The sequence below is a fragment of the Sinorhizobium terangae genome, from assembly GCF_009601505.1.
Lineage (GTDB): Bacteria > Pseudomonadota > Alphaproteobacteria > Rhizobiales > Rhizobiaceae > Sinorhizobium > Sinorhizobium terangae.
Genome location: NZ_WITC01000086.1, coordinates 1 through 23,850, shown reverse-complemented (window position 1 = coordinate 23,850; position 23,850 = coordinate 1). Strand labels below are relative to the sequence as shown.

Annotated in this window: 25 protein-coding genes and 1 pseudogene; 15 read left to right on the top strand and 11 right to left on the bottom strand. The window is 61.8% G+C overall.

The window, feature by feature from the left end:
* Nucleotides 1-53: 53 nt before the first annotated feature.
* The 8 genes from GHK62_RS20950 to GHK62_RS20915 all read left to right on the top strand — a co-directional run bounded on the left by GHK62_RS20950 (nt 54) and on the right by GHK62_RS20915 (nt 8,598).
* On the top strand, nt 54-1,868 hold the full coding sequence (locus GHK62_RS20950; protein ID WP_153441037.1) for a methyl-accepting chemotaxis protein: 1,815 nt from the start codon (nt 54-56) through the stop codon (nt 1,866-1,868).
* A gap of 206 nt (nt 1,869-2,074) precedes the next feature.
* Nucleotides 2,075-2,644 (top strand): Kazal-type serine protease inhibitor domain-containing protein, encoded by a 570-nt coding sequence (locus GHK62_RS20945; protein ID WP_153441036.1) that lies wholly within the window; start codon nt 2,075-2,077, stop codon nt 2,642-2,644.
* Nucleotides 2,645-2,905: 261 nt separating this feature from the next.
* Nucleotides 2,906-4,141 (top strand): extensin-like domain-containing protein, encoded by a 1,236-nt coding sequence (locus GHK62_RS20940; RefSeq protein ID WP_153441035.1) that lies wholly within the window; start codon nt 2,906-2,908, stop codon nt 4,139-4,141.
* Nucleotides 4,142-4,400: 259 nt separating this feature from the next.
* A complete protein-coding gene (locus tag GHK62_RS20935) occupies nt 4,401-5,222 on the top strand; it encodes a sulfite exporter TauE/SafE family protein (protein WP_153441034.1) in 822 nt (273 codons plus the stop codon).
* 244 nt (nt 5,223-5,466) lie between these two features.
* Nucleotides 5,467-6,357 carry an MBL fold metallo-hydrolase gene (locus GHK62_RS20930; RefSeq protein WP_153441033.1) on the top strand — a complete coding sequence of 297 codons (891 nt, stop codon included), beginning with the start codon at nt 5,467-5,469 and terminating at the stop codon, nt 6,355-6,357.
* A gap of 12 nt (nt 6,358-6,369) precedes the next feature.
* Nucleotides 6,370-6,702: a sulfite-sensing transcriptional repressor BigR gene (gene bigR / locus GHK62_RS20925; RefSeq protein WP_153441032.1), complete on the top strand. Its 333-nt coding sequence runs from the start codon at nt 6,370-6,372 to the stop codon at nt 6,700-6,702.
* Between the two features lie 211 nt (nt 6,703-6,913).
* Nucleotides 6,914-7,840, top strand: a complete 927-nt coding sequence (locus GHK62_RS20920) for an ABC transporter ATP-binding protein (protein WP_153441031.1) — start codon at nt 6,914-6,916, stop codon at nt 7,838-7,840.
* Nucleotides 7,837-8,598: an ABC transporter permease gene (locus GHK62_RS20915; RefSeq protein ID WP_153441030.1), complete on the top strand. Its 762-nt coding sequence runs from the start codon at nt 7,837-7,839 to the stop codon at nt 8,596-8,598. The genes GHK62_RS20920 and GHK62_RS20915 overlap by 4 nt, the downstream gene beginning before the upstream one ends.
* Here the strand turns inward: GHK62_RS20915 and GHK62_RS20910 are convergent.
* From GHK62_RS20910 to GHK62_RS20900, 3 genes are all read right to left on the bottom strand, one after another.
* Nucleotides 8,595-9,296 carry a TIGR02281 family clan AA aspartic protease gene (locus GHK62_RS20910; protein WP_153441029.1) on the bottom strand — a complete coding sequence of 234 codons (702 nt, stop codon included), beginning with the start codon at nt 9,294-9,296 and terminating at the stop codon, nt 8,595-8,597. The genes GHK62_RS20915 and GHK62_RS20910 overlap by 4 nt on opposite strands.
* On the bottom strand, nt 9,293-9,514 hold the full coding sequence (locus GHK62_RS20905) for a DUF1289 domain-containing protein (RefSeq protein ID WP_136505644.1): 222 nt from the start codon (nt 9,512-9,514) through the stop codon (nt 9,293-9,295). The genes GHK62_RS20910 and GHK62_RS20905 overlap by 4 nt, the downstream gene beginning before the upstream one ends.
* Before the next feature lie 188 nt (nt 9,515-9,702).
* Nucleotides 9,703-10,491, bottom strand: a complete 789-nt coding sequence (locus GHK62_RS20900) for an adenosylcobinamide-GDP ribazoletransferase (RefSeq protein WP_153441028.1) — start codon at nt 10,489-10,491, stop codon at nt 9,703-9,705.
* Between the two features lie 246 nt (nt 10,492-10,737).
* Here GHK62_RS20900 and cobT point away from each other — a divergent pair, with 246 nt between their 5' ends.
* Together cobT and GHK62_RS20890 are read left to right on the top strand one after the other, a co-directional pair.
* Nucleotides 10,738-11,754 carry a nicotinate-nucleotide--dimethylbenzimidazole phosphoribosyltransferase gene (cobT, locus tag GHK62_RS20895; protein ID WP_153441027.1) on the top strand — a complete coding sequence of 339 codons (1,017 nt, stop codon included), beginning with the start codon at nt 10,738-10,740 and terminating at the stop codon, nt 11,752-11,754.
* Nucleotides 11,755-12,030: 276 nt separating this feature from the next.
* Nucleotides 12,031-12,444: a diacylglycerol kinase gene (locus GHK62_RS20890; RefSeq protein WP_153441026.1), complete on the top strand. Its 414-nt coding sequence runs from the start codon at nt 12,031-12,033 to the stop codon at nt 12,442-12,444.
* Between the two features lie 11 nt (nt 12,445-12,455).
* Here the strand turns inward: GHK62_RS20890 and GHK62_RS20885 are convergent, their stop codons facing one another.
* On the bottom strand, nt 12,456-13,991 hold the full coding sequence (locus GHK62_RS20885) for a sensor histidine kinase (RefSeq protein ID WP_153441042.1): 1,536 nt from the start codon (nt 13,989-13,991) through the stop codon (nt 12,456-12,458).
* Between the two features lie 152 nt (nt 13,992-14,143).
* Here GHK62_RS20885 and GHK62_RS20880 point away from each other — a divergent pair, with 152 nt between their 5' ends.
* The 3 genes from GHK62_RS20880 to GHK62_RS20870 all read left to right on the top strand — a co-directional run bounded on the left by GHK62_RS20880 (nt 14,144) and on the right by GHK62_RS20870 (nt 16,047).
* On the top strand, nt 14,144-14,866 hold the full coding sequence (locus GHK62_RS20880) for a thermonuclease family protein (RefSeq protein WP_153441025.1): 723 nt from the start codon (nt 14,144-14,146) through the stop codon (nt 14,864-14,866).
* Nucleotides 14,856-15,494 (top strand): uracil-DNA glycosylase family protein, encoded by a 639-nt coding sequence (locus GHK62_RS20875; protein ID WP_153441024.1) that lies wholly within the window; start codon nt 14,856-14,858, stop codon nt 15,492-15,494. The genes GHK62_RS20880 and GHK62_RS20875 overlap by 11 nt, the downstream gene beginning before the upstream one ends.
* A 64-nt stretch (nt 15,495-15,558) precedes the next feature.
* Nucleotides 15,559-16,047: an Lrp/AsnC family transcriptional regulator gene (locus GHK62_RS20870; protein WP_153441023.1), complete on the top strand. Its 489-nt coding sequence runs from the start codon at nt 15,559-15,561 to the stop codon at nt 16,045-16,047.
* 7 nt (nt 16,048-16,054) lie between these two features.
* Here GHK62_RS20870 and GHK62_RS20865 read toward each other — a convergent pair whose 3' ends face one another.
* The 3 genes from GHK62_RS20865 to GHK62_RS20855 all read right to left on the bottom strand — a co-directional run bounded on the left by GHK62_RS20865 (nt 16,055) and on the right by GHK62_RS20855 (nt 18,562).
* The gene (locus tag GHK62_RS20865) at nt 16,055-16,753 is read right to left on the bottom strand and encodes a DNA alkylation repair protein (RefSeq protein WP_153441022.1); all 699 of its coding nucleotides are present in this window, start codon (nt 16,751-16,753) and stop codon (nt 16,055-16,057) included.
* The gene (locus GHK62_RS20860; protein WP_153441021.1) at nt 16,750-17,619 is read right to left on the bottom strand and encodes an NAD(P)-dependent oxidoreductase; all 870 of its coding nucleotides are present in this window, start codon (nt 17,617-17,619) and stop codon (nt 16,750-16,752) included. The genes GHK62_RS20865 and GHK62_RS20860 overlap by 4 nt, the downstream gene beginning before the upstream one ends.
* Before the next feature lie 115 nt (nt 17,620-17,734).
* Nucleotides 17,735-18,562: a class I SAM-dependent methyltransferase gene (locus GHK62_RS20855; RefSeq protein ID WP_153441020.1), complete on the bottom strand. Its 828-nt coding sequence runs from the start codon at nt 18,560-18,562 to the stop codon at nt 17,735-17,737.
* A gap of 197 nt (nt 18,563-18,759) precedes the next feature.
* Here GHK62_RS20855 and GHK62_RS20850 point away from each other — a divergent pair, with 197 nt between their 5' ends.
* A complete protein-coding gene (locus GHK62_RS20850) occupies nt 18,760-19,500 on the top strand; it encodes a DUF2270 domain-containing protein (RefSeq protein WP_153441019.1) in 741 nt (246 codons plus the stop codon).
* A 19-nt stretch (nt 19,501-19,519) separates the two neighbouring features.
* Here the strand turns inward: GHK62_RS20850 and GHK62_RS20845 are convergent, their stop codons facing one another.
* The 4 genes from GHK62_RS20845 to GHK62_RS20830 form a co-directional block, all read right to left on the bottom strand.
* Nucleotides 19,520-19,786, bottom strand: a complete 267-nt coding sequence (locus GHK62_RS20845; protein WP_153441018.1) for an usg protein — start codon at nt 19,784-19,786, stop codon at nt 19,520-19,522.
* A gap of 217 nt (nt 19,787-20,003) precedes the next feature.
* Entirely contained in the window at nt 20,004-20,834 is an 831-nt protein-coding gene (locus GHK62_RS20840; protein ID WP_153441017.1) for an ABC transporter permease, read from the bottom strand.
* Entirely contained in the window at nt 20,831-21,634 is an 804-nt protein-coding gene (locus tag GHK62_RS20835; protein WP_153441016.1) for an ABC transporter permease, read from the bottom strand. The genes GHK62_RS20840 and GHK62_RS20835 overlap by 4 nt, the downstream gene beginning before the upstream one ends.
* Before the next feature lie 271 nt (nt 21,635-21,905).
* Complete coding sequence (locus GHK62_RS20830) at nt 21,906-22,688, bottom strand: ABC transporter substrate-binding protein (RefSeq protein ID WP_153441015.1); 783 nt, start codon at nt 22,686-22,688, stop codon at nt 21,906-21,908.
* A 396-nt stretch (nt 22,689-23,084) separates the two neighbouring features.
* On the opposite strand from GHK62_RS20830, the pseudogene GHK62_RS20825 reads away from it, so the two are divergent.
* Nucleotides 23,085-23,850: pseudogene (locus GHK62_RS20825) on the top strand (OmpA family protein); the annotation flags it as partial.

Below are 23,850 nucleotides of genomic sequence, written 5' to 3'. Positions count from 1 at the left end.
GGAGCTTTGCAAAGACCTGCTCCTATTCTGCAGCCTCAAAGTGGAGGCTGGGGATGAGAAAATTTCGGATTTCGACGCGTCTCTACGCGCTGGTGGGGTTTGCGCTGCTGACTATGGCGGCGGCATTGACGTTTAGCCTGGTTCAGGCGCAGGACAAGCTGGTCGCGGAACGCAAGGCCATGCTTGCGGCGATGAACGAGAACGCCGTTACGGTATTCGAGGCCTACTACAAGCAGGAGACGGCTGGAACGCTTTCGCGCGAGGAGGCGCAGAAGCGTGCGCTCGAAGCCGTTAAAGCGATGCGCTATCAGGACAGCGGCTATTTCTGGGTCAACGACATGCACCCGACCATGGTCATGCACCCGATCAAGCCCGAGCTCGACGGCACGGACCTGACCGCCAACAAGGACCCGAACGGCAAGCATCTCTTCGTCGAATTCGTCAAGACGGTGCAGGCGCAAGGCAAGGGTTTCGTCGACTACTACTGGCCAAAGCCCGGCGCCGAAGAGCCGGCGCTGAAATATTCTCATGTCGCCGGCTTCGAGCCCTGGGGTTGGGTGGTCGGCACCGGCGTCTATGCCGACGATCTCGCGACGATGTTCCGTGAGCGCGCCTGGCAGATGGCAGGCATCCTCGCTGCAGCCGCGCTGGCGATCCTGACGGCGGCGCTGGCGATCGTGCGCAGTGTCGTGCGCCCGGTCGAGAAGCTGAAAGTCTCGATGCGTGCGATCGCCGACGAGGATCTTTCCTCCGAAGTGCCGGAAACCGATCGCGGCGACGAGATCGGCGAGATGGCTAAGGTCTTGGTTGTACTTCGCGATTCGGTCAGGGAGCGGCTCGAACTGCGCTCGCGCGAGGAGGAACAGCAGGGTAGGCTGAATGCCGAACGGCACAGCAACGAGGAGCGGCAGCGTGCGACCGCCGAGGCGCAGGCGGACGCCATGGATACGATCGGCGCGGCGCTGGAGCGTCTGGCGAGCGGCGACCTGACCGCCGAGGTCGAGCAGATCGCTCCCGAATATGCCAAGCTGCGGCAGGACTTCAACACGGCCGTCGCGGCACTTCGCGACGTCATCGGCGCCATCTCGCAGTCGACCGACGTCGTCCACGGCAGCGCCGGGGATATTTCCGAGGCCGCCCATAATCTGTCCCGCCGGACGGAGCAGCAGGCGGCCGCCCTCGAAGAGACCGCGGCAGCGCTCGATCAGATCACCTCGACCGTTCGCCATGCCTCCGACCGTGCCCACGAGGCGCGCGACATGGTCAATGAGACGAAGGCGAGCGCGGCGAAATCCGGCGGCATCGTTCGCAATGCGATCGACGCCATGGGGCGGATCGAAGCGTCCTCCAGCCGGATCAGCCAGATCATCGGCGTCATCGACGAAATCGCCTTCCAGACCAACCTGCTTGCGCTCAATGCCGGCGTCGAGGCGGCGCGGGCAGGCGAGGCGGGCCGCGGCTTTGCCGTCGTCGCCCAGGAAGTGCGCGAGCTTGCCCAGCGCTCGGCCGGTGCGGCAAAGGAGATCAAGGATCTGATCGGCGCCTCGGTCAAGGAGGTCGGCGCCGGGGTCGAACTGGTGCGCTCCACCGGTGACGCTCTGATGGAGATCGAAACCCTGGTCAATCGCGTGAACGAGCAGGTGGCCTCGATCGCGACGGCCGCCCGCGAGCAGGCGACGGGTCTTCAGGAGGTCAACACAGCCGTCAACAGCATGGATCAGATGACCCAGCAGAATGCCGCGATGGTGGAGGAAACCACCGCCGCAAGCCAGACGCTCGCACAGGAGAGCCGCGAATTGAAAGCGCTGCTCGAGAAGTTCCGCCTGCAGGAAAGCAACCGCCAGGCGATCTATGACAGGGCGGCCTGACGGAGAAAAAGGCTCCTTGCAATGACTGGCCCGCGTTCAAATAACGCGGGCCTTTTTTTTATATATGTATCGCCAGTTGCATGCGAAGGCGCGCGACACGCAGCACTTGACGTAATGCCGCGGGCAAGGTGAGATGGCGCGGCTGGAGGGATTGGCCAGGCAGGCCGATCGCTGGGCCACTGCATGATTCCTTAAATCGGAAAATCATGCAGCCATTCCGGAGGACTCTGCCCGTGCCGCTTCTCAAGCTTTTCATCTCGCGACCGCCAGCTGTCATCCTCATGGCGATCGGCGTCCTCTCGGCCTGCACGGTTGTCGTCGATGAGCCGCGCCCCGGGCCCATCCGCCCCGGCCCGCCAATGTGCACGATGGAGTTCGCGCCGGTTTGCGGCGAGCGCGGCAACCGCCTGCGGACTTTCTCGAATGCCTGCCTGGCGCGGGCTGATGGCTTCCGGGTTGTGCACCGCGGTGAGTGCCGCCCCACCAGTCGCCCGCCGCTGCAGCAGGCCTGCACGCGTGAATTCGCGCCCGTCTGCGGCCAGCGCGGTGCACGGAGGCAGACCTTCCCGAATGCCTGCACGGCGCGTGCGGAAGGATTTCAGGTAATCGCGCCGGGTGAATGCCGGGCCGGCAGCGTCCGTCCGCCGCAGCAATTCTGCACGCGGGAATTCGCCCCGGTCTGCGGCGTGCGTGCCGGGCGGATGCGCACCTTTCCGAATGCCTGTGAGGCACGTGCCGACGGGTCCAGAATTGTTCACGGCGGCGAATGCCGCTGACATCGCGGCAAGGACGTTGACCCAGAATTTCGGGCCCGCGCTCGAATGGATGCGGGCCTTTTTATATCGGTTAACGGCGGTTGCCGCCGGATATGGGGTTCCGCCGGAAAGCCTTCATTTACCATGCCTGCATAAAGTCCACCCGAGATCCGATTTTTCCGCCCGCGCGCCCGCGTGACGACACAGGCGGCAGCGACGGTCTTAGGGACGGCGGCGCATCGGCAAGCTTCGGCTTTGTCGTGGATGAAGGCGGCAGTGAGTATGGCGTGTGTTTCTCTTCTCCATCGGCCCTTGACCGCGATGGTGCTGTCCGCTTCCCTGGTTGCCTGCACGACCGACGTGCTCGCGCCCTCGGCCAGAGTCGACGGCGGCGCTCGTGTCAGCGTCATAGAGCCGGTGCGGGCCGACACCCGCTCGCGGCAGGAGATGGCGGCGGCTTATCCTTCAGGCGAACCGGTTGCGGCCTCCACCGGAAGTGTCGTGACCGCCAATCCCGGCCCACGGGGGGACCGCGATCTACCGATGATCGACAGCGAGCCGCTGCCGGCTACGCAGACGGCAAGCGCCGCTCCGATGGCAATACCCCCCGAAGGGGTCAATATGGACGCCATGCTTGGGGTCCAGCCGGTCGTCGGGCTGGCCGAAGAACAGAGCAACGAGATTGCCGAGGGCAACGCCAGTCAGCCGGTGGTCGCCGGCATCGGCGATGACAACGTGCATCAACTCGGCGGATCTCCGGGGCCAGCGCCCGCATCCGACGCGAACCTCGGCTACGACCCTGACCTGCCGCCGCTGACGCCGGAGCAGATCTCTGCGGAGGAGGAGAAAAAGCCGCGTTACATCGAGCGGCAAAGGACCGTTCAGCGCACGCAGGAATCACAGCAGGTCGCCTTCCTGCCACGCGTGCGCAATCCGATGTCCGCGCCGGAGTTTACCGGCGAGATGCCTCGTCCGGAAATCGCCTGCCGCCAGCGCCTGAAAAAGCTCGGTGTTGTCTTCCGCGATATCCCGCGCATCAGCAACGGACCGTCCTGCGGCATCGACTATCCGATCGAGCTTAGCGGCCTTTCCGGCGGCATCGCTGTCAAGCCCGCCGTAAAGCTGAATTGCCAGGTGACCGAAGCCTTCGCAAAGTGGGTCAAATACGAGCTCGCTCCGTCATCGCGCTATCGCTACTGGTCCGGCGTCAAGACGATCAAGCCGCTCGGCGGCTATTCCTGCCGCACGATGAATTCGCGCCGCGGCAACCCGATGTCCGAACATGCGCACGGCAATGCCATCGATGTCGGTAAATTCGTCCTGAAGAACGGCAAGGAGATCGATGTGCGCAGGAAGGGCTTCTTCGCCTTCCGCGAACGTGGCCTGCTGAAGGCCGTCCGCACCGACAGCTGCAAGTATTTCAACACCGTGCTCGGCCCCGGGAGCGATCCGTTCCACAAGGACCACTTCCACTTCGACCTCAGAACACGCAAGTCCGGCTATCGCCACTGCGACTGAACTTACGCAATTCTGGACAGAAGTCCGCTACACGATTTTCCTGGAATTGCGAGGACGGCAGGCAAAAAAGAGGCCGGCGGGGAAAGCCGGCCAAACACCGGAGAATAGGGGGAGGCTCCGGAGTGCAAATCACGAGAAGCGAGGGCGCTCCACGCCGGGTGAAAGTGATTGAAAAGCATCACCGTTTCATGACAGTGATGGGCAAGCAGCCCTGATCCGGATTCTTCTTTGCCGGATTCCAGCAAAATCGAGTTTCTTCATGCCGCCTGTCTCGGAACTGATGATGTTTGCTCTGGCGTTGGCGGCGGCCGGCGTCGTTGCCGGCGTGCTCGCCGGCCTCTTCGGCATCGGTGGCGGGGCGATCCTCGTGCCGGTCTTTTATCAGGTGTTCGGCCTGCTCGGAATCGATGACGCGGTCAGGATGCATCTTTCCGTCGGCACGTCGCTCGCGATCATTGTTCCGACCTCGGTTCGGTCGTTCCTATCGCACTACCGGCGCGGGGTGGTCGATATCGACCTGCTGCGTAACTGGATCGTGGCGGTACCGCTCGGCGCGATCCTCGCCTCTGTGATCGCGGCCCATGTCGGCAGCGAGACGTTGCGTCTGATCTTCGCGGTAATCGCACTCGCCTTGGCCTTCCGGATGATCTTCAATCGCGCGAGCTGGCTCATCGGTACAGACCTGCCGAAGAACCCGATCAAATGGCTGGTCGGCGTCGGGATCGGCATTCTTTCCGGTCTCATGGGGATCGGTGGCGGCGTGCTTAACAACACCTTCATGACGCTGCACAACCGGCCAATTCATCAGGCCGTCGCCACCTCCGCCGGCGTTGGCGTGCTGATCTCGATTCCCGGCCTCTTCGGCTATGTCTGGGCGGGGTGGGGCGCGCCGGGCCTTCCGCCACTGTCTACCGGCTTCATCAACTGGATTGCGGTCGCGCTGATCATCCCGATAACCTTGCTTGTCGCGCCGCTCGGCGTGCGGCTTGCCCACGCCATGGGCAGGCGACAGCTCGAGGCGGGATTCGGCATCTTCATGGTGCTCATCGCCATCCGCTTCTTCTACAGCCTTCTTGGCTAGGCGGGACGCGGCTAGACACTTCTTGCTTGCTGCAGCGGCGCGCGCCGTTCAGATGTGACGACGTCTCCGTAATACAACTTCGCGCGGCATTGCAGCGTAAGAGGCATCGCACGTGTGACAAAAGCTGTGCGATAATTCCACCATGAAACGCGGGGGTCAAATCGCCTGCTTCGAACCTGCTTGTTGAAGTTAATAGTATATAATATACGTAAATATATAATGATGAGCTCGGATGGAGGCAACGATGCCTGCAGCAGCAACTGCAAGACCAGATGTCAAAGGCTTCTACGAGGCGCGCACGGGAAGCGTCCAATATGTCGTCTCGGACCCGCAGACGAAGCGCTGCGCGATCATTGATCCGGTCCTCGATTTCGACGAAAAGTCGGGTGCGACAGCGACCCTGCAGGCCGATCGCATCCTTGACTACATTGCGGAGAACGGCCTGACGGTCGAATGGATCCTCGATACTCATCCCCATGCCGATCATTTTTCGGCCGCCGCCTATCTGAAGGAAAGGACGAGCGCGTCTACCGGCATCGGATCCGAGGTGGTACGCGTCCAGAAGCTCTGGAAAGGGATCTACAACTGGCCTGAGTTTGCGACGGATGGATCGCAATGGGACCATCTCTTCGTTGACGGCGAGCACTTTTCGGTTGGCTCGATCGAGGGGAGTGTTATTTATTCGCCCGGCCATACGCTCGCTTCGGTCACCTATGTCGTCGGCGATGCCGCCTTCGTGCATGATACGATCTTCATGCCGGACAGCGGCACGGCGCGGGCGGATTTCCCCGGCGGCGACGCGCGTCAGCTCTGGCATTCGATCAGCGCGATTCTCGCCCTGCCGGATGAAACGCGGGTCTTTACCGGCCATGACTACCAGCCGAACGGCCGCGCACCGTGTTGGGAAAGCACAGTCGGCGAGCAGAAGCGTTGCAACGCGCATCTGGCAGGCGTGACCGAGGAACAGTTCGTTGAGCTGCGTCAGGCGCGCGACAAGACACTGCCGATGCCGAAGCTGATCCTTCATGCGCTGCAGGTCAACATTCGCGGCGGGCGCCTGCCGGAGCCCGAAGAAAATGGCGCGCGCTATCTGAAGTTTCCGCTTAACGCGCTCAAGGGAGCGGCGTGGAACTGAAAGGAGGCGAACATGGGAACGGTAACGAAATTTCGAAACGTCCGTCCCGACATGAGCGAGCGGGCGGGCGACGCCGCGGCGCTGCTCAAGACGCTCGCGAACCAGAATAGGCTGATGATCATCTGCACGCTTGTCGAGGGCGAGCATTCCGTCGGCAAACTGGAAGAGATGCTGGGCATACATCAGCCAACCCTGTCGCAACAACTGACAGTGTTGCGAGAGTCCGGCATCGTCGCGACGCGGCGCGATGCAAAGCAGATTTTCTACCGGCTGGCGGAGGATAAAGCCGCGCGGTTGGTGATCGCGCTCTACGAGATCTTTTGCCGCGAAGGGACGAAGCAATGACGGCCTACATCAGCGGCCTTTGCGGTGGCATGCTGATCGGGCTGCCGGCCGCGGTCCCCTTTTCCGGCATACTCGTCGGCATAAGCGTGCCCCAATTCCCCGTTTGACGGAGCGTCACCGCTAAATTTGCGCTCGGTAGCTGCAATTCCGCGCGAATTGGCCCATATAGAGCGGCATCCCGCCACTCCTGTACGTTCCCGGATCCTTTTGCATGGCGCCCATCGTTTCCGTTTCCAATCTGTCGAAGACCTATGCATCGGGCTTCAAGGCACTGAAAGGCGTCAGCCTCGATATAGAGCAAGGCGAAATCCTCGCTTTGCTCGGGCCGAACGGAGCCGGCAAGACGACGATGATTTCGATCATCTGTGGCATCGTCAACGCAAGCGGCGGCGAGGTCACTGTCGGTGGGCATGACGTCGTGCGCGATTTCCGCCAGACCCGGGCGATGATCGGCCTGGTGCCGCAAGAACTGACCACCGACGCCTTCGAGACCGTGTGGAACACAGTCTCGTTCTCACGCGGGCTGCACGGCAAGAAACCGGATCCCGAGCATATCGAGAAAGTGCTGAAAGACCTGTCACTCTGGGACAAGAAGGACAACATGCTGCGGGAGCTTTCTGGCGGCATGAAGCGGCGCGTGCTGATTGCCAAGGCGCTGTCGCACGAACCGCGTGTGCTCTTCCTGGACGAGCCGACAGCCGGCGTGGACGTCAGTTTGCGCAAAAGCATGTGGGACGTCGTGAGGGAGCTTCGCGCTTCCGGCGTGACGATCATCTTGACCACGCATTACATTGAAGAGGCAGAGGAAATCGCCGACCGGATTGCGGTAATCAACGGCGGGGAGATCCTGCTGGTGGAAGACAAGGCGGCGTTGATGACGAAACTCGGCCGCAAGCAACTGCGCGTCGAACTCGCCCAGCCGCTCGACCGCGTGCCAGATACCTTGTCGTCCTACAATCTGACGCTCGAAGGCGACGGCCACTGTCTGATCTATGACTATGATACCAGCGCGGGGCGGACCGGTATCACCGCACTGCTTGCCGAGCTTGCGGAAGCAGGAATCAGGCTCAAGGACCTATCCACGCGACAGAGTTCGCTGGAGGACATTTTCGTCGAGATCGTGGAGGCGGGGCGATGAACATCGAGGCGGTCAAGTCGATCTATTTCTTCGAGATGGCGCGGACGCGCCGCACGCTTCTGCAGAGCGTCGTGTCGCCTGTCATTTCCACGTCGCTCTACTTCATCGTCTTCGGCGCGGCGATCGGGGCACGCATTCAGGAGATCGACGGCGTTTCCTACGGTGCCTTCATCACGCCCGGGCTGATGATGCTGACGCTTCTGACCCAGTGCATCGGCAACGGTTCCTTCGGAATCTATTTTCCAAAATTCACTGGCACGATCTACGAGGTATTGTCTTCGCCGATCTCGATGCTGGAGATCGTGCTCGGCTATGTCGGCGCGGCGGCGACCAAAGGGTTGATGATCGGCACGATCATCCTCGCGACAGCCTCGCTCTTCGTCGATCTTTCGATCGCCCATCCTTTCGTGATGGTGTTCTTCTTCGTGCTGACAGCGATAACCTTCAGCCTGTTCGGTTTCATCATCGGCATCTGGGCCAAGGACTTCGAGCAGTTGAACCTGATACCGATGCTGGTCGTCCCGCCGCTCGTCTTTCTTGGCGGCAGCTTCTACTCGATCGACATGCTACCGCCCTTCTGGCGGGCGGTCAGCCATTTCAACCCGGTGCTCTATCTGATCAGCGGCTTCCGCTGGAGCTTCTTCGAGATTTCCGACGTCAACCCGGTCGCCAGCGCCGTCATCATCCTCGTCTTCCTGACTGTCTGCATGTCGGTGCTGACCTGGATTTTCCACACCGGCTATAGACTTCGGAATTAGTCCCGCAGGCGCAGTTGGTCCGTGCGCATCTGGAGGAAATCGAGGGTCGAGAGAAAGCTCATGCCAAGAAGGCTCCGGTCGAGTTTTCCTTCTGCCGCGACCATTGCCCGGATGTTCTGGCGCTCGATCGGACCGATGGCAATGTCCGACAAGGTGACCGGTGCGGCGAGCGTCCGACCATTCGCCGTCAGGACCGTTACGGTGTAGCTGAGGTTCGCCGGATCGAGGCCGATCCTTTCAGCGTCTTCATAGGTGAGTGCGATGCTGCTTGCGCCGGTATCGACCAGCATGCTGACCTCGTGGCCGTTGATCATCGCGTCCGCGGCGAAATGGCCGTCGAGCCGGCGATGCAGCACCACCTCCTGCTGGCCCTCGCTGTCGGTGATCACCATCGCGCGTCCCGGCATTAGCCCCGCCAGCAGCCGGTCGGCCACGGATTGCAGTTCGAAGCGGTAGACATAGACAGCGATCAGCGCGAGGGCGATCAGGAACCAGATGAAGATCTGGCGCAGCCCTTCGCCGAGCCGCCCGCGACCGCGGAGAATCGCGGCGCTCAGGAGGGCGGCCATGGCGCCGAGCGCGACAAGCCTCCCGAAATCCTCGTTGTTGATGCCGAAGGTTTCGCCGCTATCGTGGTTGAAGATCAGGAGCGCGAGGCCGACCGCGAGAATGGCCAGCAAAAATATCAGACGATTCATGCGCCGTTTCGTTCCCGCGCCATGCGCGACCTGCGCGTCTCCCGCCGTGGCTTGCGTTCCACCGTGTCGAGCCGCGCGGGCAGGGCCACCATGATGCTGTGCCGCTCCGCATCGGTGTAAAGCGTCCAGGCACCGATCTCTTCACGCGTGCGGCCGCAGCCGAAACAGTAGCCGGTTCTTTCGTCGATCGAACAAACGAGAATACAGGGGGATTCCACGGTCGAGGCTTACTCCGTTTTCCGCCGGAAGTGGTTCGCGGCCAGTATCCCGTGTTCACTTCGGATCTACTGCATGTTTCCTTAAATCATAGCCGATTCAAGGATAAAAACATGCAGCAATTCAAAGTACTACAGCGTCCTTTGCGCGTCTGATAAGACGCGCGGCGCTGTAGAGCAATATTGGCCTTTCAGATCGTTAGCGCAAGGGCGCCGAGAATGGCGATTTCCGTCAGTTGCTGCGTCGCACCGATCGTGTCGCCGGTATGGCCGCCGATCTTGCGCGACGCGATCTTTCCGAACGCCTTTACAGTGAGCGCGAAGGCGACAAGCGCGAGCAGCACCGCGATAACGGGAATGCCGGCCGCATAGAACAGGAGCAGCGCGATAACACCGGCGGAGCCGAGCGCGGTGGAGGTCGCTTTCGGATCGGGTGTACCTGCCGATGCGGCTACCCCGTCGGAGCGGGCAAGCGGGAGGCGAGACCAATGCCAGACCATCGCCGCGCGGGTGAGCGCCGCCACGCCGAGGAGCATGAGCCCTGCACCGAGCGGCGTGACGAGTGGCAGGAAGGACGCTAGCGCGGAGACACGCAAGCCGACGGACAGGATGAGAGCCAAGGCACCGTAGGTTCCGACACGGCTGTCCTTCATGATCGCGAGCGCGCTTTCCCGGTCGCGTCCGCCGCCGAATCCGTCGGCGGTATCGCCGAGGCCGTCCTCGTGCAGGGCTCCGGTGGCGAGGACCTGCACGGCGATGACGAGGAAGGCGGTGAAGAGCGAGCCCATGTGAAGCGCAATCAGGAGTGCCGCGACGGCTGCTGCGGGTAGGGCGATTAGCACACCGGCAAGCGGAAAGGCGCGCACGGCACGATTGAGGCGGCCGTCATGGCTCGCGAAATGGCGTTGCGGCACGGGAATGCGACTGAGGAAGGCGACCGCGCGCGCTACGTCGTCCCAGAGATCTCTCAAATATGCCATTCCCCCTCCCGCAGCCCGTCTACAGCGCCGCGCGTCTTACGCGCAAAGGACGCCGTAGTGCTTTCAATCGCGGCATGTTCTTATCCTCAAACCGACTACGATTTAAGGAAACATGCAGCGGGCCGAATCGTCGTGCTCCGTCCGATCATGCTCCGGCGACAGCATTTGGCGCAAATGCCGTTGCCGGAAGCTGCCCCACCCTCTATGACGTGCGCCAATCGATGCTTTTAGATCCAAGGATTCTCCATGAGTGCCAGCGGCCTTCCGTTCGATGATTTCCGCGAATTGTTGCGCAACCTTCCGGGACCGGATTCGGCGGCGCTCGTGGCGGCGCGTGAACGGGATGCGCAATTGACGAAGCCGCCGGGCGCGCTTGGACGCCTTGAGGAAATCGCCTTCTGGCTTGCCGCCTGGACCGGTCGCCCGCCTGCCGTCACCCGGCCTCTGGTCGCGGTCTTTGCCGGCAACCACGGCGTGACACGCCAGGGCGTAACGCCCTATCCGCCTTCGGTAACACAGCAGATGGTGGAGAATTTCGCTGCCGGCGGCGCGGCGATCAACCAGATCTGCGTCAGCCATGATCTCGGCCTCAAAGTGTTCGACCTTGCACTCGACTATCCGACCGGGGACATTACCGAAGAGGCTGCGCTTTCCGAGCGCGATTGCGCGGCGACGATGGCCTTCGGCATGGAAGCTGTCGCAGGCGGAACGGATCTCCTCTGCATCGGCGAGATGGGGATCGGCAACACGACGATTGCGGCCGCGATCAACCTCGGTCTCTACGGCGGCACGGCGGAAGAATGGGTCGGGCCGGGAACGGGCTCGGAAGGTGAGGTGCTGAAGCGCAAGATCGCCGCGGTCGAGAAGGCCGTGGCGCTCCATCGCGACCACCTCTCCGATCCGCTCGAGCTGATGCGCCGGCTCGGCGGCCGCGAGATCGCGGCGATGGCTGGCGCGATCCTGGCCGCGCGCATGCAGAAGGTTCCGGTGATTATCGACGGTTACGTCGCGACCGCCGCGGCGGCGATCCTCAAGGCCGCGAACCCGTCGGCGCTCGACCACTGCCTGATTGGCCATGTTTCCGGAGAGCCGGGACATATGCGCGCGATCGAGAAGCTCGGCAAGACGCCGCTTCTGGCGCTTGGCATGCGGCTCGGCGAAGGCACAGGTGCCGCGCTCGCCGCGGGCATAGTCAAGGCCGCCGCCGCCTGCCATAGCGGTATGGCGACCTTCGCCCAGGCCGGTGTCAGCAACAAAGAGTAATCTCACGCGTTAGTGGCATCGAGTCTGCCGCAATTCGCGCCTGACTTACGGATGCGTGCGGTAGCCTTGCGTGCACGCCGAGCACGTGCCACCGTTGCTGTCGATAGGCTGTCGGACCTCGAAAGCTCGATAGCAGAGGGCTTGATAGGAACAACCGGCTCTCCTATCCAGAGGCGCGCGACGAGCGATGATTGCAGGTCTTTAAAAGCCGGCCGCCTTGTATTCGCCTCAATCGCGATATCGTAGCTTCCGCAGTTTTGAGCCCGTCGAGATAAAATGGACGCCAACAACACCACCCCGCGCAACGGCCGCTCCGGAGCTGTCGACAAGCACACCGGCATCCGGCACCTCTTTGCCGCGGCGAGCTATTCGCTCGGCGGGGCGAAGCGGTTAATCGGGGAGGCGGCGTTCAGGCACGAGCTCATCGCCTTTGCCATCGCCATGGTGGCCTTCTTCATCGCCGGCGCGACGCTGTTTCAATATGTCGCGATGACGATCCTGTTCCTGCTGATGATGGCTTTCGAGGCGATCAACACGGCGATCGAGGAGATCGTCGATCGCGTCTCCCCGGAAATCTCGGAAATGGGCAGGAACGCGAAGGATCTCGGGTCCTTTGCCTGCCTCTGCCTCATCCTTGCCAATGCGGCCTATGCCTTTTACGTGGTGTTCCTAGCGCGTTTCCTGAGCTGAATGCGCGCTGATTACGCGAAGCTCTTGCGGCGCGGTTCCAGCGCACGGACATCCTCGACCGGCGGGAGGCTCTCGAGCACGCGGCGGGGCGGCAGGATGGCAATGGCTTCGGTGCCTTCGCGAAGCTTGGAGCGCAGGATAAACTGGCCATTATGTTTGGCGAGGATCGCCTGGACGATCGGCAGGCCGAGCCCGGTACCCTGTTCGGCGCTCTTGATCGCGATCGAGCCCTGACCAAAGGCGGAAAGCACGATCGGGATTTCCTCCTCGGGAATGCCCGGTCCATTGTCCTTGATCGACAGATATTGTCCGCCACCCGCGGTCCAGCCCACCTTGACGGTGATCTCGCCGCCCGAGGGCGTGAACTTGACTGCATTCGAAAGCAGATTGAGCGTTACCTGGCGTATTGCCTTCTCGTCGATCCAGACGGCAGGCATGTCCTGTTCGAACTGCTCACCAATCGTGATGTTTTTCGAGCGGGCGCGAAGCTGCACCATGCCGATGCAATCCTCGGCGATCTCGACGAGATTGACTGCTTCCTCGTTGAGATCGTACTTGCCCGCCTCGATACGCGAGAGGTCGAGGATCTCGTTGATGAGGTTGAGCAGGTGCTCGCCGGAGCGGTGGATGTCGGACGTATATTCCTTATAGGTCGGGTTGCTGAGCGGCCCGAGCACTTCGGTCGACATGACCTCGGAAAAGCCGAGAATGGCATTGAGCGGCGTGCGCAACTCATGCGACATCGAGGCGAGAAAGCGGGATTTCGCGAGATTGGCTTCCTCGGCGCGGCGACGGGCCTCGTCGGACATGGATTTCGCCACTTCGAGCTCTGCTATGAGGTCGTCTTTTTCGGATTGGACGGAAAGGATATGAACGTTGGCGCGATTCATCCGTCCGGTCATGAAGACGAGGAAGACGAGTGACAGCGAGAGGATTCCGGTGAGGCCGATGTGGACAGGATCGCCTCTGGTCGCCGACGAGAAGGCGAGCGCGGCAACGACCGGCAGAAACGTGTAGAGCAGGGCGTTGCGCAACAGGAAGGTGCCCATGGCGGTTGCGGCGAGTGCAACCAGCAGCACAGTGCCTTCGAAAAAGCCAAAGCGGATATCGCCGCAGGCGGCGCAGTCCTGCGTGGCGAAGATGGCCCAGCAGAGCCCCATCAACGCCTGGCCGACGAGAAAGCGACGGCGCCAGACGGCGACTTTGTCAGCGCCGATGTCTTCGCGCTTCGCCTTGCGGGCGAGGAATATGATCACGGCATGGGCGGAGAGCGTTGCCAACGCCCAGGCAAGAATGTCCGGTTCGCCGGAAAGGTAGACGCCCGTGGCCGCAATGAGTGCGATGAGGAAGGGCAGGGCAATCGCCCCATGTAGGACAGAATCGATATGCAGGAGAAGCATTTCCCGCTCGAAACCGGTCGGGGCGGACGAGCCGGTCTGCAGCCGCTCGCGTGTCGCCCGCACGGTCTTCGAAACGGCCTTGTTTCGATGACTGCGCGACTTGTCGACGATGATCTTATCTGTCGATGTGCTGGCGACGATGCTCATGCTCTTGATCAAGGGCTTGTGTCCAGCTTGCAGTCTAGGACGCAATCCTTAAGAAGTTGCTGCCCGGCAAGGATTCGAAAACCATTGTGGCGCGATAGCGTTTTTTTGAGAGGTAGGATGAGGCTGGCAGTGTCGAATCGTGAGGTGCGTGATTGAGGCCGGGAAAGCGGAACTTCCGGATCGTCAATGGCGCAGGACCGAGGTCTCCTGCGCCGAGGCGGCGGTTCGGATTTGGCCGTTCGCCGGCCGTTGCGCCGCGGAGAGGCCCCGAGGGGCGCGGCGGAATGATCGGCGGCTGGGTTTTCCTTATCCTGCTCAGCATCGGCGCCTATATCGCCGCGAAGCTGCCGCCGCCGGAAAGGACGGTGACCGGCGAACTGCAGGGCGCAGCCACTGCAAGCGATGGCGACAGCCTGAGGCTCAACGGGCGGCGCATCCGGCTCGAAGGCATCGACGCGCCCGAAATCGGCCAAACCTGCCGGCGCGGCGAAACGACTTGGGATTGCGGTGGCGAAGCGCGCGAGCGCCTGACGACACTAATCAGAGGGCACGCTACCGCATGCCGCCTGCATGGCCACGACCGCTATGGCCGCGACCTCGGCGTCTGCGAGGCTGGTCAGCGCGATCTCGGCCGCGAGATGGTCATCTCCGGCTATGCGGTCAGTTATGGCCGCTACCAGAGCGAGGAAGATGCGGCGCGCGAGGAACGCGTCGGCATCTGGAGCGGTGATTTCGTTCGGCCGCAAGCATGGCGCCGGTCGAATGGTGGCGCGGAGGAAATGCCGCATGAAATGGACAATTGGTCAGGGCTCATTCTTCAATGGCTGGAGGACCAGATCCGGGTGATGTTCAGGAGGTTCCTAGATGGCGGATAGCAGCGCGCATCATCTGGACGTATTGCGGGCAGCCATTGCCGCATGCCGCATCTGTCGCGACAGTCCAGTGCGCGGTGAGGAACATCGGCTGCCGCACGAGCCGCGGCCCGTGGCGGTCATTTCGGATTCGGCGCGCATATTGATCGCGGGCCAGGCGCCAGGACTGCGCGTGCATGAGAGCGGACTGCCCTTCAACGACGCATCGGGCGATCGGCTGCGCCAATGGCTTGCCGTCGACCGTCCAACATTCTACGACCCGAGTAAATTTGCGATCGTCCCCATGGGGTTCTGCTTCCCAGGCTACGACCGCCACGGCAGCGACCTCCCGCCGCGGCGGGAGTGCGCGCCGCATTGGCGGCAACGGGTGATGGATGCCATGCCCCAGATCGAGCTCGTGCTCGCCATCGGCCACTACGCGCAGCGTTGGCATCTCGGGCCGGATTGTCCAGCGTCGATGACCGAGACCGTCAAAAACTGGCAACGATACGTCATGCGCAACGCCGGCCCGGCCGTCTTGCCGCTACCCCACCCAAGCTGGCGCAACACCGCCTGGCTACGGAAAAATCCCTGGTTCGAAACGGACCTGCTGCCGTTTCTGCGTGGCCGGGTCGCTCGGTTGATTTCGTGAAACAATTTTCTTTATCTTCATGAAATTCCCGCTATGAAGGGAAAAATATTCGAGAGGACTTTTGATGGATCGCCTAGACCGCAAGATCCTGCGGCTTCTGCAGGAAGACTCGACTTTGGCCGTCGCCGACCTCGCCAAGAAGGTCGGTCTTTCGACCACGCCTTGCTGGCGGCGTATCCAGAAAATGGAAGAGGATGGTGTGATCCGCCGCCGGGTCGCTCTGCTCGATCCGGTGAAGATCAATACCAAGGTGACGGTGTTCGTTTCGATCCGCACCAACTCGCACTCGATGGAGTGGCTGCGCCGCTTCTCCGAAGTGGTCGCCGACTTTCCGGAAGTGGTCGAATTCTACCGCATGAGCGGTGACGTGGATTACCTGCTTCGGGTCGTCGTGCCCGACATCGGTGCCTATGACGCCTTCTACAAGCGGTTGATCGCCAAGATCGAGATCCGCGACGTGTCCTCTGCCTTTGCCATGGAGCAGATCAAGTACACGACCGAATTGCCGCTCGATTACATGGTGATCGACCAGGCGAAGTCGAGCGAGGAATAGCCCTGCGTCAGGCTTGGATGCCAAGCCGGATACGCACGGGATCGCTTTGAAGCTCGCGCAACGCATCCTTTCCGATCCACCTTGCCGAACGACGGTCGCTGTCGGCGAGCTTTTGCGCCAGTGCGAGCGCAGGTCCGTAGCAAGCGGCGCTGCGTTTGCCGATCTGGCGCAGCGCCCAATTGACCGCCTTCTTCACGAAATTGCGTTCATCGGCGGCATGCGCTTCGATAAGCGGCAGCCAGGCAACGAGGAGCGAATCCGGCTCCTTCTTCAGGTGGACAGCCGCGGTCGCGATCATCGCGAAGGCGATGCGGCGGACGAACTCCCGTTCATCGGCGGCAAATTCCGGAATGAGCGTCCGCTCGAAACGAGCGGCGACAAAGAGGTCGGCGACCGTATCGGCGAGCTCCCAGGAATTGCAGTCGCCGGCCCATTCCCGCGCCTCGTCCAATGTGAGCTCGCTCGGGGAGGCGCTGAAGGCCGCGAGCAAGCGGGCTTCGCGGATGTTTGATTGCCAAAGCGCCATCGCCCGGGCGTGGTCGACTTTCACTTGCCGGGCAATGCGACGCAGCTCGACGTTGGAGAGGCCAAGCGCGGTTTGCGTGACAATGCCGAACCGCGCCATGCCAGCCACGTTTTCCTTCCAGCCGAGCGCCCGCATGTGTTCGATGACTTCGCCGACTGTGGACGCGGGCGAAAGCGTCATTTTTCGAGACGGGCAAGCAGCGACGAAGTATCCCAGCGATTGCCGCCGAGCGCCTGGATATCGGCATAGAACTGATCGACCAGAGCGGTGACCGGGAGCTTGGCGCCGTTGCGGCGGGCCTCGGCCAGCACGATATCGAGATCCTTGCGCATCCAGTCGACGGCAAAGCCGAAATCGTATTTGCCGGCATTCATCGTCTTGTGGCGGTTCTCCATCTGCCAGGATCCGGCGGCACCCTTTGATATGACATCGATCACCTTCTCGATGTCCAGCCCCGCCTTCTTGCCGAAATGAATGCCTTCGGCGAGCCCCTGCACGAGGCCGGCGATGCAGATCTGGTTGATCATCTTGGTAAGCTGGCCGGCGCCTGCGGGGCCCATCAGACCAACCATGCGGGCATAGGCGTCGATCACCGGCCTGGCTCTGTCGAAGACATCCTGGTCGCCGCCGCACATCACAGTCAGCACACCATTCTCTGCGCCAGCCTGCCCGCCGGAAACCGGCGCGTCGATGAAATGCGCGTTCTTCGCGCGGGCGGCGCCGTAGAGTTCGCGGGCGACCTCGGCCGAGGCCGTGGTGTTGTCGATGAACACAGCGCCCGGCTTGAGAGCTTCAAAGGCGCCATCCTTGCCGGTGGTCACGGAGCGAAGGTCATCGTCATTGCCGACACAGGCGAAGACGAGATCCTGGCCGTCCGCTGCCTCTGCTGGGGTCGCAGCCGCGCGGCCACCGAACTCGGCCGCCCACTTCTGCGCCTTCTCTGCGGTGCGGTTATAGACGGTCAGTTCGTGTCCGCCGCGAACCTTGAGGTGACCGGCCATGGGGTAACCCATGACGCCGAGACCGATGAATGCGACTTTAGCCATTCCTGCAGACTCCCATGCTCCCATTTGCATTGGGGCAGGTGTATCCGATGGCCGGCGTGCGGAAAAGGGGCCGGGGCGCATTCCTGGCACATCAGGAGCTTCGCGATCGTTTCCCTCAGAGCTTGAAGCGGGCGACCACCAACTGCCCGGCGATCGGCTCGCCTTCCTCCATGCGTACGGTGATATCGCCGATCTCGATGATTTCGAAACCGGTCGCCGTCAGGCGATCGCGCAGGTAGGCTTCCGAATGGGCAAAACGCTGATGCGGGCCGACCATGTAATCGCGGCCGGCAAAGGTTTCCGCCGGAAGAGTTTCGCTGGAGAAGATCAGCAGGCCTCCCGGAACGAGATTGTCGACCGCACCAAAGAACAGCGCTTCGAGAGCGCCCATATAGGGCAGCACGTCGGTCGCGACGATCAGGTCGAAGGGGGCCTCGTCGTTGTCGTCCAGGAAATCGACCGCTTCGGCGACATAGAGCGTCTCGTAGACATCCTTTTCGTGCGCGATCTCGACCATGTTTTCGGAGAGGTCGATGCCGGTTATATCGTCCGCCATGTCGCGCAGCGCGCCGCCTGTCAGACCCGTGCCGCAGCCGAGATCAAGAACACGCTGGAAGGGGCCGAGTCCCAACGCCTGCAGGCGCTGGCGAACCAGCAGCGGGACGCAATAGTCGAGCTGGTCGACGAGGACGTTCTCGAAAACATCGGCATGCTGGTCGAAGAGCGTCGCGACATAGGCGTCGGGCGCCTTCAACGGCGTTTCGCCGCGTCCCATCGAGGCGAGGCGAACGGCGGCGCCGCCGTGATCCTCCGGGTCGAGCGTCAGGACTTCCGCGTAAGCCGTCGCGGCTGCGTCGAGATTGCCGGATTTTTCAAACGAAAGCGCGCGGTTGTACGCCTCCGCCAAGGCTTCTTCGTCGATCTTCTTGTTCTGCTGCGTCATGGGCGCTTCTTACGACCGTCCGCAGACTTTGGCAATCCGCCGTTCGGGAGGGGCGATTCATTCGTAGCTTTTGCGAAACAAAAAACGAACATTTAGCGTTCGGTAAAAATATGACGATGCGCGGGCCTCGCGGGATTTATCCGGGGCCGGAATGGAGTCATCATCCATTCAATAAGGAAGACCGGGAGGGAACGCCGATGCCTGCTGAACTCAGCCCGCTGACATTGGAAACGGAGTTGCGGGAAACGGAATCGCCGGAGCGGCAGGGGCCGCCGCTGCCGCAGACGACGCAAGAGACGATCAACACGATCGTCCATTATTATCGCGGCGAGCTGGGCCGAATGGCGGGATGGCGGGACCGCATCGACCGCACGTCGAACTGGGCGATCACCGTTGTTGCGGCGATGCTCTCCGTATCGCTCTCGACGCCGTCCTCGCATCATGGCGTTTTGCTGTTCGCGATGCTTCTGATCACCTTGCTGCTGCTGATCGAGGCAAGACGTTATCGCTTCTTCGATGTCTACCGCGCTCGCGTGCGCCAACTCGAGCGCGGATATTTCGCTCAGATTCTTTCGCCGGAGGGACAGCCAAGCCTCAAGTGGTCCGCATCGATCGCAATGAGCCTGCGGAAGCCGGCCTTCCTGATGAGCTACCGCGAGGCGGTCTGTCGGAGACTTCAGCGCAACTACTGCTGGATGTATCTGATCCTGCTTTTGGCCTGGGCACTGAAAATCTCGTCACCGAAGATTTCCGCCAATGGCGAACCTTTCGGCCACGTCCGTTCCTGGACCGACTTCACTGAAAGGGCCGAGCTTGGGCCCGTACCGGGGTGGGCGGTGATGATCGGCGTCGCGCTCTTCTACGTTCTTGTCCTCTACGCGTCGCTGCACAAGGAAGAGCATGAGGGCGAGCTCGCCCACGGCGAGGTGCACGTCTAACGGCGGTGCATTGGCGGCTTCAATGAAGAATGAACTCTCCCTTGAGCGACCGCCATTCGCTGGCCGATATCAGCTTGCGATGCACATAACGAACCGAATGCAGCGGGCCGTCCAATTCCTCCTGCCAGAACTTGAGGAAGTGGCGCATCTCCGGAAAATCCGGCGCGATGTCGTAGTGTTGCCAGATATAGGTCTGGAGGAAAGTCGGATGGTCGGGCATCCGGTAGAGAATTTGGGCCGTCGTCAGGCCGTAACCCTTGAGCTGCAGTTCCATCTCACTCGTCATCAGGACCTCACTTCTCGCAAAGGTTGGTCTCTATGATGAAACGCTCGATCTATTAATCAAGTCCTAATATTTGTGCGGAAATGAGATTTCCTCACAATAACAAAGGCTTGTCAGCACTCGTTGATCAGTGCTGCCAAAGCCTTCGATTGCTGGACGATCTGTGCCGGTTGTCCGGAGTACGAAAGGCGAGCGGGGACGGCTTCCCGCGGTCGCTCCGCTATCGCTTCAGATGCCGCGTCAGCCGCGCCTCCAGCAAGGCCCAGACGTTGCGCAGCAATTCGACCATCATCAGGTAGAGAATCGCGGCCCAGACATACATCTGGTAGTCGAAGGTGCGGGAGAAGGCGCGGCGCGTCTCGCCCATCAGGTCGAAGACGGTCACGATCGCCACAATCGCCGAGCCCTTGATCATCAGGATGATCTCGTTGCCATAGGGGCGGAGCGCGACGATCATCGCCTGAGGCAGGATGATCTTGAAGAAAGCGACGCGCTGTGACAGCCCGAGTGCCGCGGCGCCTTCGTGTTGGCCGCGCGGCACGCTCTGGATGGCGCCGCGCAGGATTTCGGCCTGGTAGGCGGCGGTATTCAGCGTGAAGGTGAAAAGCGCGCAGTTCCAGGCGTCCCGGAAAAACCACCAGAGCCCCATCGCTTCGAGCTGCGGGCGGAAGCTGCCGAGGCCGTAATAGACGAGAAAGAGCTGGGTGATCAGCGGCGTGCCGCGGAAGAAATAGACATAGGCATAGGAAAGCCAAGACCAGATCCTGTTCTTCGACATGCGCCCAATCGCTACAGGCAGCGAGAGAATGGCGCCCATGACGATCGACGAGATCACAAGCAGGAGCGTAACGCCGAGACCGGACACGAAACTCGGCCCGTATCTCGAGAATTTTTCGGGGTCCCAGCCGTTGACGACGGTGAGGAAGATGCCGACGGCGAGTGCGAGCCAGACGCCGAGCGTGACGCTGCCGATGAAGCGCGACAGCGTGTAGGGCCGCGGCGGGGCCGGTGGCGGTGCCTGGGGCGGAATCATAGTCTCTGCGATGCTCATCGGGTCATCTCCGCGCGTTTGGTCCAGCGCTCGAGCGCCGAGAAGACAACGGATGAAATCATCGCCAGGATCAGGAAGAGAATGCAGGCCACGCTGAAGAACTCGAACGCATGCTTGGTGACACGAGCGGCGACGCCCGTCTGGCGGAGGATGTCGGGCAGGCCGACGACCGAGACGAGGGCGGTATCCTTGAGGAGTGCCATCCAGAGATTGCCGAGGCCTGGAAGCGCGATGCGCACGAGCTGCGGGAGGATGATCAGCCGCATCGTTTTGCCGCGATGGAAGCCGAGCGCGTCGCCGGCCTCATACTGTCCGTGCGGGATCGCCTTGAAGGCCGAGAGCAGCACTTCCGAGCAATAGGCGGAGAATACGAACCCGAGCGCAATCATGCCTGCAACGAAAGCGTTGATCTCCACCGGCCCCTCGTAGCCGATGGTGGCGAGGAACTGCTGCACCAGGATCTGCAGGCCGTAGTAAACGATGAAGAGCGTCAAGAGCTCGGGCAGGCCGCGAAAGATCGTCGTATAGATATTGGCCGCAAGGCGCAGCTGCCTTTCGTTCGATTGCTTGGCGAGCGCGATGAAGAATCCGGTCACCAGCCCCACGGGCAGGGTGGCAACCGCGAGGCTAGCCGTCACCAGGAATCCATAGGCGATCTCATCGCCCCACCCGGCGTCGCCACACGCCAGAAGCGTGCCTGAACCGAACCAACGAAACACTCCGACCGGACCGCAGAGCGGATCGATGATCGACCCGATCCAGGCGAAAACGGAGAAAAGGGCGGCGAACAGTCCGCTCATGCCAATAAATTCCCCTTGCAGCGTTCTTTTTCGCGCAATTGCGCTTATTTTCGAGGGTTCTTGTCAAACAAAAACGGCGGAAGGGCAAGCCATCCGCCGTTGCATTTTTTTCATCAACCGAGATTTCCCCGGCATGATCGGCGCGAAAACCGCGCCTATTGCATGTTTCCTTAAGTCGGAACCGTCTTAAGGGTAAAACATGCAGCCATTCAAAGGGCTACCGCGACCTTTTGTGCGTCTGAAAAGACGCACGGCGCTGTAGTGGCGTCGCTTAGCTGCCGTAGACGTCGAACGGGAAGTACTTTTCGTTGATTTCCTTGTACTTGCCGTTTGCGCGGATGGCGTCGATTGCCTTGTTGAGCTTTTCGCGCAGCGCGTCGTCGCCCTTGCGAACGGCGATGCCGGCGCCTTCACCGTTGATGACCGGGTCGATCGGCAGGGTGCCGAGCAGCTTGCAGCAAGCGCCGTCCTCGGTCTTCAGCCATTCCGAAAGCACTACGACGTCATCGATGGCTGCGTCAATGCGGCCGTTGGCGAGGTCGAGCTTGTATTCATCCGCGGTCGGATAGAGCTTCAGTTCAGCGCCCTTCATATGCGCTTCGGCATAGTTGGAATGCGTTGTGGAGCTCTGCGCGCCAAGCATCTTGCCGTCGAGCGCCGCTTCGGTCGCCTCGGTAATCGGCGAGTCCTTTGGAACGACGATCGCCGGCGGCGTGTTGTAGTACTTGTTGGTGAAGTCGACCTTCTGCTTACGCTCCTCGGTGATCGACATGGAAGCGATGAACGCGTCGAACTTCTTGGCGATCAGTGCCGGAATGGCGCCGTCCCACTCCTGCGTCACAAAGGTGCACTCTGCCTTCATCTGTTCGCAAAGCGCCTTCGCGATGTCGACATCGAAGCCCGTCAGCGTGCCATCGGCCTCGAGATTGTTGAAGGGCGGGTAGGCGCCTTCGGTGCCGAAGACGATCTTTTCGCCGTCTGCCATGGCCGTGCTTGCCATGAGCGCGAAAAGGGCAGCCGATGCGGCGGCTGCCAGCCGTCTGGAAATACGCATGATCATCCTCTCTGTTGGCTGACATCCGGTTTTTTCTTGTTCGCGGATGCCAAATAGGGCCGGGGCGTACGCCACGGTTGGCGGGATATTCGTACTTCTCTTGTAAAAATCAACTGGAAAGCGCGATCGCCCAACGTGAAAGCGGGCTCACGCGCCTCTCGTCCTCTTCATGGCGCGACGGAAAGATGAACGGCCTGTTCACGTAAGGTTAATGTCGCCTCCGATAGCCCTTGAAGCGGAACCGATCCGCGACTGCAGCGTTGCGATTACGGATGTGACCGAACCCAAAGTCGCAATCGCGGATCATGGCCCTGTAGGAGCAGGCTTGCAGGCGTGACCGTTCGATCGGACAGGATGCGCAGCGAGCCAGGCCTCCCGACAAGAGGAAGGAAGACAATGTCGATTCGATCCAGACTTTTCGCAACGGTGGCCTTGCCGGTATTCGCGGCAACTTTTGCCGTCCAGCCCGCGCTTGCCGAGAGCCTGACGGCGCCGTTCGAAGTTGCTCAGGAAGGCGCGGAGCAGCCGTCGCCCGAGGAATTGCTGCTGCTGAAGAAGCGCAGAAAGCAAGCCGCCGAACAGGGGCAGGCCGAAGAACAGCAACCGCAAGCCGAAGAGGAGCAAGCTCCGAGACGCAAGAAGCGCCAGCAGCAGGCTGAAGAGCAGCAGCCCGCCGCCGAGGAGAGCGCGCCACGACAGGCCGAGGAACAGCCGGCTCCAAGGCGCAAGAAGCGTCAGCAGCAAGCTGAAGAACAGCAGCCCGCCGCCGAGGAGGCCGCTCCGCGGCAGGCCGAGGAGCAACCGACGCCGAAGCGTAAGAAGCGCCAGCAGCAGGTTGAAGAACAGCAGCCCGCCGCTGAGGAGGCCGCTCCGAAGCAGGCTGAAGAACAGCCGGCTCCGAAGCGCAAGAAGCGCCAGCAGCAGGCTGAAGAGCAGCAACCCGCCGCTGAGGAGGCCGCTCCGAAGCAGGCCGAGGAGCAGCAGACTCCGCGCAAGAAGCGCCAGCAACAGGCTGAGGAACAACAGCCCGCCGCCGAGGAGGGCGCTCCGAAGCAGGCCGAGGAGCAGCAGGCTCCGCGCAAGAAGCGCCAGCAGCAGGCTGAGGAACAGCAACCCGCCGCCGAGGAGGGCGCTCCGAAGCAGGCCGAGGAGCAGCAGGCTC

Coding starts and splice junctions, on each gene's coding strand:
- GHK62_RS20950 (WP_153441037.1), top strand. CDS start 54: ATGAGAAAATTTCGGATTTCGACGCGTCTCTACGCGCTGGTGGGGTTT.
- GHK62_RS20945 (WP_153441036.1), top strand. CDS start 2,075: ATGCAGCCATTCCGGAGGACTCTGCCCGTGCCGCTTCTCAAGCTTTTC.
- GHK62_RS20940 (WP_153441035.1), top strand. CDS start 2,906: ATGGCGTGTGTTTCTCTTCTCCATCGGCCCTTGACCGCGATGGTGCTG.
- GHK62_RS20935 (WP_153441034.1), top strand. CDS start 4,401: ATGCCGCCTGTCTCGGAACTGATGATGTTTGCTCTGGCGTTGGCGGCG.
- GHK62_RS20930 (WP_153441033.1), top strand. CDS start 5,467: ATGCCTGCAGCAGCAACTGCAAGACCAGATGTCAAAGGCTTCTACGAG.
- bigR (WP_153441032.1), top strand. CDS start 6,370: ATGGGAACGGTAACGAAATTTCGAAACGTCCGTCCCGACATGAGCGAG.
- GHK62_RS20920 (WP_153441031.1), top strand. CDS start 6,914: ATGGCGCCCATCGTTTCCGTTTCCAATCTGTCGAAGACCTATGCATCG.
- GHK62_RS20915 (WP_153441030.1), top strand. CDS start 7,837: ATGAACATCGAGGCGGTCAAGTCGATCTATTTCTTCGAGATGGCGCGG.
- GHK62_RS20910 (WP_153441029.1), bottom strand. CDS start 9,296: ATGAATCGTCTGATATTTTTGCTGGCCATTCTCGCGGTCGGCCTCGCG.
- GHK62_RS20900 (WP_153441028.1), bottom strand. CDS start 10,491: ATGGCATATTTGAGAGATCTCTGGGACGACGTAGCGCGCGCGGTCGCC.
- cobT (WP_153441027.1), top strand. CDS start 10,738: ATGAGTGCCAGCGGCCTTCCGTTCGATGATTTCCGCGAATTGTTGCGC.
- GHK62_RS20890 (WP_153441026.1), top strand. CDS start 12,031: ATGGACGCCAACAACACCACCCCGCGCAACGGCCGCTCCGGAGCTGTC.
- GHK62_RS20885 (WP_153441042.1), bottom strand. CDS start 13,991: ATGAGCATCGTCGCCAGCACATCGACAGATAAGATCATCGTCGACAAG.
- GHK62_RS20875 (WP_153441024.1), top strand. CDS start 14,856: ATGGCGGATAGCAGCGCGCATCATCTGGACGTATTGCGGGCAGCCATT.
- GHK62_RS20870 (WP_153441023.1), top strand. CDS start 15,559: ATGGATCGCCTAGACCGCAAGATCCTGCGGCTTCTGCAGGAAGACTCG.
- GHK62_RS20865 (WP_153441022.1), bottom strand. CDS start 16,753: ATGACGCTTTCGCCCGCGTCCACAGTCGGCGAAGTCATCGAACACATG.
- GHK62_RS20860 (WP_153441021.1), bottom strand. CDS start 17,619: ATGGCTAAAGTCGCATTCATCGGTCTCGGCGTCATGGGTTACCCCATG.
- GHK62_RS20855 (WP_153441020.1), bottom strand. CDS start 18,562: ATGACGCAGCAGAACAAGAAGATCGACGAAGAAGCCTTGGCGGAGGCG.
- GHK62_RS20850 (WP_153441019.1), top strand. CDS start 18,760: ATGCCTGCTGAACTCAGCCCGCTGACATTGGAAACGGAGTTGCGGGAA.
- GHK62_RS20845 (WP_153441018.1), bottom strand. CDS start 19,786: ATGACGAGTGAGATGGAACTGCAGCTCAAGGGTTACGGCCTGACGACG.
- GHK62_RS20840 (WP_153441017.1), bottom strand. CDS start 20,834: ATGAGCATCGCAGAGACTATGATTCCGCCCCAGGCACCGCCACCGGCC.
- GHK62_RS20835 (WP_153441016.1), bottom strand. CDS start 21,634: ATGAGCGGACTGTTCGCCGCCCTTTTCTCCGTTTTCGCCTGGATCGGG.
- GHK62_RS20830 (WP_153441015.1), bottom strand. CDS start 22,688: ATGCGTATTTCCAGACGGCTGGCAGCCGCCGCATCGGCTGCCCTTTTC.